Below are 13,501 nucleotides of genomic sequence, written 5' to 3' on the forward strand. Positions count from 1 at the left end.
AAGGTCGCCTCTTTCAACTCGGCACTGATCAGAACTCGTGATCGGCGCTATCCGGGTTCAGGTCGCTGATGCCCAGCTTACCCGCTGCGGCTTCGATCGACCCGGTTTGCTTGACCAGGGCGGCGATGGCGTCGCGCACGATCTGGTTACCGGCGTCGTTACCGGCGGCGATCAATTGGTCATAGTGCTCGCCCTTGTTGGCGTGGTCGACCATGACCTGGATCTTCGCTTCGGTGGTCGCCAGGTCCGCTTTCAACGCGGTATCGGCAGCCGGGTCGGCCTTGGCCACCAGGGAGGACAGGCTGGCGCCGGTCATCTTGGTGCCGTCCACACGGGTGTACTCGCCCAGATAGACGTTACGGATGCCCTTGGCGTCATAGAAGTGCGAGTTGTGGGTGTTGTCGCTGAAGCAGTCCTGCTCGTCTTCCGGCGAGTTGGCTTCCAGGGACACTTTCATCCGCTCGCCAGCCAGTTCGCCCAGGGACAGGCTGCCCATGCCGAACAGCATTTTGCGCAGGCCGTCGGTAGCCGGTTCTGCTTCCAGCGTGGCGCGGTAGTTGTCTTCGACGTTGGGTTTCCAGTTGCCGACCATTTCTTCCAGATCGCTGACCAGCAATTGGGTGACCGCGCTCAGGTAGGCACGGCGACGCTCGTTGTGGCCGCCGGTAGCACCGGCGCCGGTCAGGTAGTCCGAGGCCGGGCGGTTGCCGGCGCCTGGGCCGGTGCCGTTGAGGTCCTGGCCCCACAGCAGGAATTCGATGGCGTGGTAGCCGGTGGCCACGTTGGCCTCGGAACCGCCCAGCTCATTTAGGCTGGCGAGTTTTTCCGGGGTGATGTCTTTCACATCGACCTTGTCTTCGCCAACCTGAACCTGGGTGTTGCCGATGATGTTGGCGGTGGCGCCGGGGTTACCCAAGGCGTGCTCGTAGGACTTGTCGACGTAGTCGATCAGGCCTTCGTCCAGGGGCCATGCGTTCACCTGGCCTTCCCAGTCGTCGATGATGGTGTTGCCGAAACGGAACACTTCGCTCTGCAAGTACGGTACGCGCGCGGCGATCCAGGCGGTGCGCGCGGCTTTCAAGGTTTCATCGTTGGGCTTGGCGAGGAACGCGTCGATGGCGGTTTGCAGGGTTTTTGCGGTGGATTCGGCATCGCTGTACACCGCGAACACCATGTCGGCGTAGTGCGCGACCACGGCCTTGGCGGCGGCTTCGTCGACTTTTCCGGCAGGGGCGGGCGCCGCTGGCGCGGCAGTGCTGGCCGCCGGGGTCGGCGCCTGGGGCGCGGCGGCTTTGTCTTTACCTTCGCCGCAGCCGGCGAGAGAAATGGCAATGGCCAGCAGACTGGCGGTGGCCAGGGGCATACGAATCATGGCGAACATCCTGCTTCGGTTGTTGAGAGGGCGCGCGGGAGCCGCGCAAAACTGCAACATAATGCGAAAGATTTGCATTTTGTGTAAAGGGTTATAAGCGGGAAATATTCAGTATCGTTTCGCCAGGTCAAAGAATGGCCGCGTTATTGCGCTCGACTTGCTTCAAAAAAACCGCCAACTCCCGCGCCGGCAGGGGTTTGCTGTAGTAGTAACCCTGACCCTCGTGGCAGCCCTCGGCGATGATATAAGCCTCCTGCTCTGCGGTTTCCACCCCCTCGGCGATCACCTGCATGCCCAGGCTCTTACCCAGTTGAATGATCGCCCGCACGATGGTGGCATCGTCATCATCGTCCAGCAGGTCCTGGACGAAGCTCTTGTCGATCTTGATCTTGTCCAGCGGCAGGCTTTTGAGATAACTCAAGGAGGAGTAACCGGTGCCGAAGTCATCGATAGCGATCAGGGCGCCAGAACGGCGCAGGCTCAGCAGGTGCTGGGCGGCAGTGCTGATGTCTTCCATCAGGCCGGTTTCGGTGACCTCCAGCTCAAGGCTGCGTGGCGGCAGGCGGTAGATTTGCATCAGATTGTTGACCACCCGTGGCAGCTCGGCGTGGTGCAGCTGCACCGTCGAGAGGTTGACCGCCATGCGCAGTTGGGTGAAGCCCTGGTCATGCCATTCGCGTAATTGCCGGCAGGCATGATCCAGCACCCATTCGCCAATGGGAATAATGGTGCCGTTCTGCTCGGCCAGGGGGATGAACAGGTCCGGCGGTACCAGCCCGTGCTCGGGGTGCTGCCAGCGCAGCAAGGCTTCGACGCCGACCACACGTTGTTCGCGATAGCTGACCTGCGGCTGATACACCAAGTGAAACTGCTCGCGGCTCAGGGCATCGCGCAGGTCTTTTTCCAGCTCGCGGCGCCGGCGCATTTCGCTGTCGACGCTGGCGATATAGAACTGGTAACGGTTGCGTGAACGGCTCTTGGCCAGGGTCATGGTCTGTTCGGCTTTTTGGAGCAACTTCTCCGTGCTGTCGCCATCTTCAGGGAACAGCGTGATACCGATGGTGGCGCGCAGACGGATTTGTTCGTGCTCGAAGGCAAATTCCGCTTCGAGGTCATCCAGGATACTTTGCGCCAGTTCGGCGGCCTCGTAGGGCTGGTCGATATCGGCCTGCACCAGGGCGAACTGATCGCCCCCCAGGCGGGCCAGGGCGCCGAGCCGGCCGCTGTGGGCGCGCAGGCGATCGGCCAGAGCCAGGAGCAATTTGTCGCCGGCCTGGTAAGTGAACTGCTCATTGACGCTTTTAAAATCGTCCAGCCCCACACACAGCACCGCGACACGGCGCTGACGACGGCCGGCGTCGATCAGGATTTTGTCCAACTGCTCCTGCAGTTTCTGGCGGTTCGGCAGGCCGGTGAGAAAGTCATACTGAGCCATGCGCAGCAGGCTGGATTCGGCTTCGTGGCGCAGGTGGGTGTTGCGTTCGATGGATTCGAGCAACTGATTGGCGGTATTGATCCACAACCCCAGTTCGTTGCGTTCGTGGCCCTTGAGCTGTGGGATTTTGTGTTCGCTGGGCCGGTCCGGGTTGACGGATGTCAGGTGCTCGATAATCCGCGACAGCGGTTTGGTCAGCAACCAGTGATAGACCAGATACAGCACCAGCCCCATGGCCAATGCGCGCAGCACCCCGGAAATGAAAATAATCACCGAATTGACGATAAATCCCTCACCGTAGGTGGCGGTGTCGAGGGTAATGCTCAGATCGCCGTAGTACTCGCTGTAAGGCCCCTTGCCCACCAAGGGCGTGGTGAAGGTGCGTTCCTGGCCAAGAATGAGGTCGGTCAGCCAGCGGCTTGGGGCGTGCTGCAACGCGCGGCTTTTTTCCGCCAACATGGTTTCGTTGGGATGGCCGATGGAGGCCATGCGCACCGCGTCGTCCTGAAACAGCCCCTCGATTACCTGCATGCCCATCTCGCGGTCCAGGCTATACACGGCCTGCGTAGAGGGATCGCGAAACATATCGAGGATACGCTGGGCATCGCTGGCCACGGCCTGGCGCGTCTTGTAGGCGTCATACACGATCTGCGCCACGCTCAGCGCCACGCCCACGACCAACGCCGACAGCAGCACAACCCGTAGCAACTTCACCGACAAGCTGTTCTTGAGTTCCAGCTTCAAAGGGGCATTCCTTGTCTCATGCGGGTGGCCTTCAATATGCCATGAGTATTGGCAATCTGGTGATGGCAGTCAAAGGGACATTAGGGGCTGAGATAAATTGAGGGTTTTGCTGGATGAAAGAGCAGCGGCGACAACTTATGTCGGGACTTTCAGAAGCGGGCAAAGGGGCAGCACATGCGCCGCAGACCGGGCGGGAGAAGGCGGAGGAGATCCGCCTTCCAGTTCGACGATTTTCTTAATAATTAATCTTGCTCTCTGGCTGGGGGGCTTCCCCGCCGATCTTGGCGCCCTGAGAGGCCATGTCTGCGAGTTTGTTCGCCAAGTCCATACCGCTATTTGCAAGGTCCAGGCCCTTGTCGAGCAGGCCCATTCCGATGGGAAGTGCGCCCAAGATCGCTGAAATAGGGTCCATCGTCATTCTCCACATTGATTGAGGAGGTTCATTCCTCCTGATGTCTATGTGGTTAATTATTACCGTTGGGTTCCTGTATTTCTGGCATGGCAATCATAGCGGCCAAGAAAAAGCCCGGCGATTGCCGGGCTCTTCATACTGCAAGCGATGCTCAGGCAGTAAACGTCTTGCCTTCGAACTGCTCGGCAACGAACTTCCAGTTGACCAGGTTCCAGAACGCTTCCACATACTTTGGACGTACGTTGCGGTAGTCGATGTAGTAAGCGTGTTCCCACACGTCGCAGGTCAGCAACGGAGTATCGCCGCTGGTCAGCGGGTTGCCGGCGCCGATGGTGCTGGCCAGAGCCAGGGAACCGTCAGCCTTTTTCACCAGCCAGCCCCAACCGGAACCGAAGGTGCCGACGGAGGTTTTGGTGAACTCTTCCTTGAACTTGTCGAACGAACCGAACGCCGCGTTGATGGCTTCAGCCAGTGCGCCGGTAGGTTGGCCGCCGGCGTTTGGCGCCAGGCAGTTCCAGTAGAAGGTGTGGTTCCAGACCTGAGCGGCGTTGTTGAAGATGCCGCCCGAAGAGGATTTGACGATCTCTTCCAGGGTCTTGCCTTCGAACTCGGTGCCAGGCACCAGGTTGTTCAGGTTCACGACATAGGTGTTGTGGTGCTTGTCGTGGTGGTACTCCAAGGTTTCCTTGGAGATGTGCGGCTGCAGGGCATCGTGTGCGTAGGGCAGCGGCGGCAATTCGAAAGCCATGATGATTCTCCTAATCAGGTCAGTTGCGGTGAGCGCAAGGCCGATCACGGGCGGCCAAACATGCGCCGGGGAGTTTGTACTCTTTGCGGCGCAGGGGCAGGATCATAGCACCGGGGGTGTGGCAAAACCACGCAACAACTGTGTGGGATAGAGGTTCCAGAGCGTTTTGGAATATTGCTCACGCGCTGATCAATTGATAGGCCACGCTGAACATCATGATCGCCACCAGCAGGTCCAGCAGGCGCCAGGTCGATGGACGCGCCAGCCACGGAGCCAACCAGGCCGCGCCGAGTGCTAGAGTGGCGAACCACAGGAACGACGCGCTGGCGGCGCCGGCGACATAGGCGCCAGGCTCGGTTTGCTGAGCGCCCAACGAGCCGATCAGCAACACGGTATCCAGATACACATGGGGATTGAGCAATGTCACCGCCAGTGCGCTCAGCAGCACCGCGCGCAATGAGCGGACCTTGAGACTGCCGCCTTGCTCCAGGCTCTGCTTGGAAAACGCCCGGCGCAGCGCCAAAGTGCCGTACCACAGCAAGAACGCGGCACCGCCCCAGCGTGCAATTGCCAGCAGCAGCGGGTTTTGCGCCAGCACTGTCGCCAGGCCAAACACCCCGGCGGCCACTAGAATTGCATCGCAGACCACGCACAGTGCCGCCACGGGCAAGTGATGTTCACGGCGCAGGCTCTGCGCCAATACAAAGGCGTTTTGCGAGCCGATCGCCATGATCAACCCCAGCGCGACCAACAGACCGTTCAGATAGCTTTGCCACATAAGGTTTACTCCGCGGTCGCCGCCAATTGGCGCAGTACAGCCATGGCGCGCTCGGCATCGGCGCGGCCGACAAACAGGTGATCGTGGTAATAGCCGGCAATCACGTTGCAACTGATGCTGGCCTTGCCCAGGGCGCTGGCGAAGGCGGCGGTCAGGCCTACGGCTTCCAGGGCCGAATGCACATTCAAGGTGATCCATGCGGCGACGTACTCGAACGCCAGCCCGGCCTGTTCTGCCTGCTGACGTTCGACGATGAGGGTCAGGCCCTCCTGCTCACGGAAACTGCCGATGACCTCGCAGGCTGGCGGGATACGGCCGTCGGGCAGGGTACAAAATACGTAGTCACCCTCATTGAGGTGTGGGCTCATGCTGCGCAGCAGCGTTGCCAGTGCGGTTTCGCCGGCCATAGGCGGGGTTCCTTATAAAGAGAAGCAATGCTGGCTATTCTCCCGGCGCAAGCTGTATAAGAAAAACCAATATTGCTGATCGCTCATTAGAGAAACTGATGTTCGACTATAAATTGCTCTCTGCCCTGGCGGCGGTGGTGGAACAGGCTGGCTTCGAACGCGGTGCGCAGGTGCTGGGGGTGTCGCAGTCGGCGATTTCCCAGCGCATCAAACTGCTGGAGGCGCGTATTGGCCAACCGGTGCTGGTGCGGGCTACGCCGCCGGCGCCCACGGAGATCGGCCGTCGCCTGCTTAACCATGTGCAACAGGTGCGTTTGCTGGAACGTGACCTGCAGAGTCAGGTGCCGGCGCTGGACGAAGAGGGCATGCCCGAGCGCCTGCGTATCGCCTTGAATGCCGACAGCTTGGCCACTTGGTGGGCTGAGGCGGTCAGTGGGTTTTGCGCCGAGCAGCACTTGCTGCTGGATCTGGTGGTGGAAGACCAGGCCGTCAGCCTCAAGCGCATGCGCGCCGGTGAGGTAGCGGCCTGCATCTGCGCCAGCGAGCGTCCGGTGGCCGGCGCGCGTAGCCTGTTGCTGGGCGCCATGCGTTATCGCGCACTGGCAAGCCCGGCCTTTATTGCGCGGCACTTTGCCGGCGGTGTGCGTGCCGATCAGTTGGCCCGCACCCCGGCGCTGGTGTTTGGCCCGGATGATTTCCTGCAACACCGTTACCTGGCGTCGCTCGGTGTGGATGGCGGTTTCGAACACCATTTATGCCCCTCGTCCGAAGGCTTTATTCGCCTGACGGAAGCTGGGCTGGGCTGGGGCCTCGTCCCCGAACTACAGGTGCGCGACCAGTTGCAAAAAGGCGTGTTGGTGGAGTTATTGCCAGATAAGCCGATCGATGTGCCGTTGTACTGGCATCATTGGCGCAGTGGCGGGCAATTGCTGAACTTGTTGACTGACCATTTGGTCCACGCGTGCGGCCAATGGTTGGTGCCGTTGGACTGACGGCGTGCGTCAAGGCAACCGCGATGAAAAATGAAAGAACACGGGGTAATACATGAAGATTCTGGTCACCGGCGCAAGCGGCTTCATCGGCGGGCGCTTTGCGCGTTTTGCCTTGGAGCAGGGCCTGGACGTGCGGGTCAACGGGCGACGCGCCGAAGGTGTAGAGCACCTGGTGCGGCGTGGCGCCGAGTTTATCCAAGGTGATCTGAATGACGCCGACCTGGTGCGCGACCTGTGCCGAGACGTGGAGGCCGTGGTGCACTGCGCCGGCGCCGTGGGGCTGTGGGGCAAGTATCAGGACTTCCATCAAGGCAATGTGCTGGTCACCGAAAACGTGGTCGAAGCCTGCCTCAAGGAGCGGGTCCGGCGTCTGGTGCATTTGTCCTCGCCGTCGATCTACTTTGACGGCCGCGACCACTTGGGCCTGACTGAAGAGCAAGTGCCCAAGCGCTTCAAGCATCCCTATGCCGCTACCAAATACCTGGCGGAACAAAAAGTGTTCGGCGCCCAGGAGTTCGGTCTTGAGGTGCTGGCGCTGCGCCCGCGCTTCGTGACGGGGGCCGGCGATATGAGCATCTTCCCGCGCTTGCTGAACATGCAGCGCAAGAACCGCCTGGCGATCGTCGGCGACGGCCTGAACAAGGTCGACTTCACCAGCGTGCACAACCTCAATGAAGCGCTGCTCAGCAGTTTGCTCGCCACCGGATCGGCACTGGGCAAGGCCTACAACATCAGTAATGGCGCGCCGGTGCCGGTGTGGGATGTGGTGAACTACGTGATGCGCCAAATGCAGTTGCCCCAGGTCACACGGTATCGTTCCTACGGTTTGTCCTACAGCGTGGCAGCGTTGAACGAGGCATTTTGTGCGATCTGGCCCGGTCGACCGGAGCCTGCCTTGTCGCGCCTGGGTATGCAGGTCATGAACAAAGATTTCACCCTCGACATCAGTCGGGCCAGGCATTATCTGGACTATGAGCCCAAGGTCAGCCTGTGGACCGCCCTCGACGAGTTCTGCGGCTGGTGGAAGGCTCAGGATCCGGGCACCCGGTAAGGTCACAAGCGGCAACATACCGGGAACCGAATGTGGGGTTCCCGGTCGATCAGTGCGGCGGGGCGGCGGTTTATACTGCCGCCGCTCGGCGTTCCAGCCAGCCATTTCAATGATTCAGGGTTGATCCATGCGTAACGATGCCAACGACGATTTCGACAACGTTCCCAGCCTGCGGGCCGACCTTGGGGACGACGATGATTTCGAACCCACCCCGGCCACCTCGGTGCGTTCGCGCACGACGCCGGTGGTCAAGGTCAAGAGCGCCAATACCGGGCCGTTGTGGGCCTTGATCGGCGCGCTGCTGATCGCCTTCGCCGGCCTGGCCTGGTGGAGCTTCCAGCAGATTTCCCTGATGGGCCAGCAATTGGTTGCCACCCAGGAGAGCTTTGCGCGCATCAGCGAAGAAGCGGCCGGGCGCTTGCAGGACATTTCCGGCAAGGTCGTGGCCAGTGAAGCCAATGTGAACAACGGCAGCGAAGCGTTGAAATTGCAGATCCAGCAGTTGGAAAAGCAATTGCTGGAGCAGGGCAAGCAGCAACTCGGCGTGGCCGGCCAGGCCACCGAGCTGGACAAGCGCCTGGCTCAGATGACGGCCAGCACCACCGACTTGTCCAACGCCAATGCCAAGTTGCAAGGCCAGGTGCAAGCCCTCACCGACGCCGTGGCGACGCTCAAGGCCGCCCAGGGCGATACCGCCAAGCGCGACGCCGAGATCAAGGACCTGGTCGCCGACGTTGCCGCGCTGAAAAAGCAGGGTAACCCAAGCGCCGCCATTGCCCGCCTTGAGCAGGACCTGGTGGTGCTCAAGAGTGCGCAGGAGACTCAGCCACTCAACAGTGATGCGCCCACCAACAAGGAATTCGATGTGTTCCGCATCCAGACCACGCGCAATATCACTACCCTGCAAAGCCAGGTGCAGAACCTGCAGCGCCAGATCGCCGCACCGACGCAATAATCGCTTGAGGAAATGTCACCGTCCGGTGACATTTCCTATCCCCTTCGTTACATGCCCCCGCAAGGCCCTTGTTTAGACTCCGGTCATCCCACAAAAAACAATAAGGGCCGCCCCCATGACCACCCAACCACTGCCCGCCAGCAGTTGGCTGAATGCACCTGCCCATCACGCTTGGCTCGCCGCCGAAGGCCAGCGCCTGCTGACATTCGCCAAAGCCTCGCGGCTGCCCGACGGCTTCGGCAACCTGGACGCCACCGGCCGATTGCCCGCCGACGCTCACGCCGAAACCATGAACACCGCCCGCATGACCCACAGCTTCGCCATGGCCCATGCCATGGGCTTGCCCGGTTACGCCGAGCTGGTGGCTCATGGCGTTGCGGCCCTCAGCGGCCCGTTGCGGGATCCTGAACACGGCGGCTGGTTCGCCACGCCTCGTGCATTGGATGGCAACCGAGGTAAAGCCGCCTACCTGCACGCATTCGTGGCGCTGGCCGCCAGTTCTGCGGTGGTGGTCGGTGCGCCCGGCGCGCAGCAGTTGCTCACCGATGCTATCCATATCATCGACCAGTTTTTCTGGAGCGAAGAGGAGGGCGTGATGCTCGAATCCTTTGCCCAGGACTGGAGCGGGCTGGAGGCCTATCGCGGCGCCAACAGCAATATGCACGCTACCGAAGCCTTCCTCGCCCTGGCCGATGTCACTGGCGATACGCGCTGGCTGGACCGCGCGCTGCGGATCGTCGAGCGATTGATTCACCAGCATGCCGCCGGCAGCCAATTCATGGTGATCGAACACTTCGACGCCCATTGGCAACCCCTGCTGGCCTACAACGAAGACAACCCCGCCGATGGTTTCCGCCCCTATGGCATCACCCCCGGCCATGGTTTCGAATGGGCGCGGCTGATGCTGCACCTTGAGGCCGCGCGCCTGCATGCCGGGTTGCCCACCCCCGCGTGGCTGCTGGGTGACGCCAAGGGCCTGTTCGCCAGTGCCAGCGAATACGCCTGGTCTGTGGACGGTGCGCCGGGAATTGTCTACACCCTGGACTGGAACCATCGCCCGGTGGTGCGCGAGCGCCTGCACTGGACCCACGCTGAAGCCAGCGCCGCCGCCCAGGCCCTGCTCAAGCGCACCGGCGAGCTGCACTACGAAACCTGGTACCGGCGGATCTGGGAATTCTGCGACAGCCACTTTATCGACCGCGTCCAGGGCAGTTGGCACCACGAGCTCAGCCCACATAACCAACCCAGCAGCAAGATTTGGGGCGGCAAGCCAGACCTGTACCATGCCTGGCAAGCGGTGGTGCTGCCTGCGCTGCCGCTGGCGCCCAGCATGACCAGCGCCTTGAACGCCGGGAGCTATGTCACCAAGTGGTGACGTTTGTGCATCCCTTTGTTACCTGCGCCCCAAAAATCCATGTTTAAACTCCGTGCAGCGCAAGCCTAAGACTTGCATGCATAACAACAAAAAAAGGTACTCAGATGAACGCGATTAATCGCCTCGCCGTTGCTATTTCCGTTGCCTCGTTGTTCCCCCTCAGTGCATTTGCCGCCGACTCCAAAGGTACGGTTGAAGTGGTGCATTGGTGGACCTCGGGTGGCGAAAAAGCGGCTGTGGATGTCCTGAAGGCCCAAGTTGAGAAAGACGGTTTCACCTGGAAAGACGGTGCCGTCGCCGGCGGTGGTGGCGCGACTGCCATGACCGTGCTCAAAAGCCGCGCCGTCGCTGGCAACCCACCGGGTGTAGCCCAGATCAAAGGCCCCGACATCCAGGAATGGGCGTCCACCGGCCTGCTCGACACCGACGTGCTCAAAGACGTCGCTAAAGAAGAAAAGTGGGATTCGCTGCTAGACAAAAAAGTCTCCGATACCGTGAAGTACGAAGGTGACTATGTTGCCGTACCGGTCAATATCCACCGTGTGAACTGGCTGTGGATCAACCCGCAAGTCTTCAAGAAAGCCGGCATCACCAAGAACCCGACCACCCTCGAAGAATTCTACGCAGCGGGCGACAAGCTCAAGGCCGCGGGTTTCATTCCGCTCGCCCACGGTGGCCAGCCTTGGCAGGACAGCACCGTGTTCGAAGCCGTAGTCCTGTCGGTGATGGGCGCCGATGGCTACAAGAAAGCCCTGGTCGACCTGGATAACGCCGCGCTGACCGGCCCGGAAATGGTCAAGGCCCTGACTGAGCTGAAGAAAGTCGCGACCTACATGGATGTCGACGGCAAGGGCCAGGACTGGAACCTGGAAGCCGGCAAAGTCATCAACGGCAAGGCCGGTATGCAGATCATGGGTGACTGGGCCAAATCCGAGTGGACCGCCGCCAAGAAAGTCGCCGGCAAGGATTACGAGTGCGTAGCCTTCCCAGGTACCGACAAAGCCTTCACCTACAACATCGACTCCCTGGCGGTGTTCAAGCAGAAAGACAAAGGCACTGCGGCCGGTCAGCAGGACATTGCCAAAGTCGTGCTGGGTGAAAACTTCCAGAAAGTCTTCAGCATCAACAAGGGTTCGATCCCTGTTCGAACTGACATGCTCAATGAAATGGACAAGCTCGGCTTCGATTCCTGCGCCCAGACCGCGGCCAAGGACTTCCTGGCTGATGCCAAGACCGGCGGCCTGCAACCAAGCATGGCCCACAACATGGCCACCACCTTGGCTGTGCAAGGCGCGTTCTTCGATGTCGTGACCAACTACATCAACGACCCGAAAGCCGACCCGGCCGACACCGCCAAGAAACTCGGCGCTGCGATCAAGTCTGCCAAGTAGGAACTAGCTACAAGCTACAAGCTGCAAGCGGGCGCGGTATGTCTTGACGCTTGCCGCTTGTAGCTGCCTTCAGTCTTATTATTGGATTTCCCCATGAGTTCTGTTGCTGTGTTCAGCAAGGCCTCGCCGTTCGATGCATTGCAGCGCTGGCTACCTAAACTGGTGCTGGCGCCCAGCATGTTCATCGTGTTGGTCGGCTTCTATGGCTACATCCTGTGGACGTTTGTGCTGTCGTTCACCACGTCCACGTTCCTGCCCAACTACAAATGGGCCGGCCTTGCCCAGTACCAGCGTCTGTTCGACAACGACCGCTGGTGGGTGGCGAGCAAGAACCTGGCCGTGTTCGGTGGGATGTTCATCGGTATTACCCTGGTGATCGGCGTGCTGCTGGCGGTATTCCTCGACCAGCGTATCCGTCGCGAAGGCTTTATCCGCACCATTTACCTGTACCCGATGGCGCTCTCGATGATCGTCACCGGTACGGCCTGGAAATGGCTGCTCAACCCGGGCATGGGCCTGGACAAACTCCTGCGTGACTGGGGCTGGGAAGGCTTCCGTCTGGATTGGCTGATCGACCCGGACCGCGTGGTCTACTGCCTGGTCATCGCCGCCGTGTGGCAAGCCTCCGGTTTCATCATGGCGATGTTCCTCGCCGGCCTGCGCGGCGTTGATCAGTCGATCATCCGTGCCGCCCAGATCGACGGTGCGAGCATGCCGCGTATTTATTGGAGCGTGGTGCTGCCGAGCCTGCGCCCAGTGTTCTTCAGTGCGGTGATGATCCTGGCGCACATTGCGATCAAGAGCTTCGACCTGGTGGCGGCCATGACCGCCGGCGGCCCCGGCTACTCGTCCGACCTGCCGGCGATGTTCATGTACTCGTTCACGTTCAGCCGTGGCCAGATGGGCATGGGCTCGGCCAGTGCAATCCTGATGCTCGGTGCGATCCTCGCGATCATCGTGCCGTACCTGTACTCCGAGCTGAGGACCAAGCGTCATGACTAGTCTCGCTGCCAAACCTTCCATCAGCCTGAGTCGCATCGCGATCTACGCGGTGCTGATCTTGGCGGTGCTGCTGTACCTGGTACCGCTGGTGGTGATGTTGCTGACCAGTTTCAAAACCCCCGAAGACATCAGCACCGGCAACCTGCTGAGCTGGCCCACCGTGGTCAGCGGTATCGGCTGGGTCAAGGCCTGGGCCACCGTGGATGGTTACTTCTGGAACTCGATCAAGATCACCGTGCCTGCGGTGCTGATTTCCACCGCCATCGGCGCGTTGAACGGTTACGTGCTGTCGATGTGGCGCTTCCGTGGTTCGCAGTTGTTCTTCGGCCTGTTGCTGTTCGGCTGCTTCCTGCCGTTCCAGACCGTGCTGCTGCCGGCGTCGTTCACCCTGGGCAAGATGGGCCTGGCCAGCACCACTACCGGTCTGGTGTTCGTGCATGTGGTCTATGGCCTGGCGTTCACCACACTGTTCTTCCGTAACTACTACGTCAGCATTCCGGATGCACTGGTGAAGGCAGCACGCCTAGACGGTGCGGGGTTCTTCACGATTTTCCGTAGGATCATTCTGCCGATGTCGACGCCGATCATCATGGTCTGCCTGATCTGGCAGTTCACTCAGATCTGGAACGACTTCCTGTTCGGTGTGGTGTTCTCCAGCGGCGACTCCCAGCCCATCACCGTGGCGCTGAACAACCTGGTCAACACCAGCACCGGGGCCAAGGAATATAACGTGGATATGGCGGCGGCGATGATCGCCGGGCTGCCGACCCTGCTGGTCTATGTGATCGCAGGCAAGTATTTCGTGCGCGGCCTCACGGCCGGCGCGGTCAAGGGGTAAT

The 13,501-nt window shown here is 60.7% G+C and carries 13 protein-coding genes; 7 read left to right on the forward strand and 6 right to left on the reverse strand.

Going from position 1 to position 13,501, the window contains the following annotated elements; translation table 11 throughout:
* Positions 1–28: 28 nt before the first annotated feature.
* The 6 genes from ABX75_RS12020 to ABX75_RS12045 all read right to left on the reverse strand — a co-directional run bounded on the left by ABX75_RS12020 (position 29) and on the right by ABX75_RS12045 (position 5,896).
* Positions 29–1,372, reverse strand: a complete 1,344-nt coding sequence (locus tag ABX75_RS12020) for an imelysin family protein (protein ID WP_034100086.1) — start codon at positions 1,370–1,372, stop codon at positions 29–31.
* 127 nt (positions 1,373–1,499) lie between these two features.
* Positions 1,500–3,551 carry a bifunctional diguanylate cyclase/phosphodiesterase gene (locus tag ABX75_RS12025; protein WP_034100084.1) on the reverse strand — a complete coding sequence of 684 codons (2,052 nt, stop codon included), beginning with the start codon at positions 3,549–3,551 and terminating at the stop codon, positions 1,500–1,502.
* A gap of 235 nt (positions 3,552–3,786) precedes the next feature.
* A complete protein-coding gene (locus ABX75_RS29390; RefSeq protein WP_158248577.1) occupies positions 3,787–3,963 on the reverse strand; it encodes a hypothetical protein in 177 nt (58 codons plus the stop codon).
* A gap of 151 nt (positions 3,964–4,114) precedes the next feature.
* Positions 4,115–4,711 carry a superoxide dismutase gene (locus ABX75_RS12035; RefSeq protein WP_003212997.1) on the reverse strand — a complete coding sequence of 199 codons (597 nt, stop codon included), beginning with the start codon at positions 4,709–4,711 and terminating at the stop codon, positions 4,115–4,117.
* A 178-nt stretch (positions 4,712–4,889) separates the two neighbouring features.
* A complete protein-coding gene (locus ABX75_RS12040) occupies positions 4,890–5,489 on the reverse strand; it encodes a LysE/ArgO family amino acid transporter (RefSeq protein WP_034100080.1) in 600 nt (199 codons plus the stop codon).
* Positions 5,490–5,494: 5 nt separating this feature from the next.
* Positions 5,495–5,896, reverse strand: coding sequence for an ACT domain-containing protein (locus ABX75_RS12045; protein WP_034114966.1), 402 nt, complete (start codon positions 5,894–5,896; stop codon positions 5,495–5,497).
* A 98-nt stretch (positions 5,897–5,994) separates the two neighbouring features.
* Between ABX75_RS12045 and ABX75_RS12050 the strand changes: the two genes are divergently transcribed.
* The 7 genes from ABX75_RS12050 (at position 5,995) to ABX75_RS12080 (ending at position 13,500) form a co-directional block, all read left to right on the forward strand.
* Positions 5,995–6,888 carry a LysR family transcriptional regulator ArgP gene (locus ABX75_RS12050; protein ID WP_047881993.1) on the forward strand — a complete coding sequence of 298 codons (894 nt, stop codon included), beginning with the start codon at positions 5,995–5,997 and terminating at the stop codon, positions 6,886–6,888.
* A 52-nt stretch (positions 6,889–6,940) separates the two neighbouring features.
* Positions 6,941–7,939, forward strand: coding sequence for an NAD(P)-dependent oxidoreductase (locus ABX75_RS12055; protein ID WP_034139103.1), 999 nt, complete (start codon positions 6,941–6,943; stop codon positions 7,937–7,939).
* Between the two features lie 127 nt (positions 7,940–8,066).
* Positions 8,067–8,894 carry an ATPase gene (locus ABX75_RS12060; protein ID WP_034114963.1) on the forward strand — a complete coding sequence of 276 codons (828 nt, stop codon included), beginning with the start codon at positions 8,067–8,069 and terminating at the stop codon, positions 8,892–8,894.
* A 115-nt stretch (positions 8,895–9,009) separates the two neighbouring features.
* Positions 9,010–10,269, forward strand: coding sequence for an AGE family epimerase/isomerase (locus ABX75_RS12065; protein ID WP_047881994.1), 1,260 nt, complete (start codon positions 9,010–9,012; stop codon positions 10,267–10,269).
* Positions 10,270–10,373: 104 nt separating this feature from the next.
* On the forward strand, positions 10,374–11,660 hold the full coding sequence (locus ABX75_RS12070; protein WP_034100070.1) for an ABC transporter substrate-binding protein: 1,287 nt from the start codon (positions 10,374–10,376) through the stop codon (positions 11,658–11,660).
* A 93-nt stretch (positions 11,661–11,753) separates the two neighbouring features.
* Entirely contained in the window at positions 11,754–12,662 is a 909-nt protein-coding gene (locus tag ABX75_RS12075) for a carbohydrate ABC transporter permease (RefSeq protein ID WP_034100069.1), read from the forward strand.
* Entirely contained in the window at positions 12,655–13,500 is an 846-nt protein-coding gene (locus ABX75_RS12080; protein ID WP_034100067.1) for a carbohydrate ABC transporter permease, read from the forward strand. The genes ABX75_RS12075 and ABX75_RS12080 overlap by 8 nt, the downstream gene beginning before the upstream one ends.
* Position 13,501 lies beyond the last annotated feature (1 nt).

Source organism: Pseudomonas sp. ARP3 (assembly GCF_001029595.1).
GTDB classification, from domain to species: Bacteria; Pseudomonadota; Gammaproteobacteria; order Pseudomonadales; family Pseudomonadaceae; genus Aquipseudomonas; species Aquipseudomonas rhodesiae.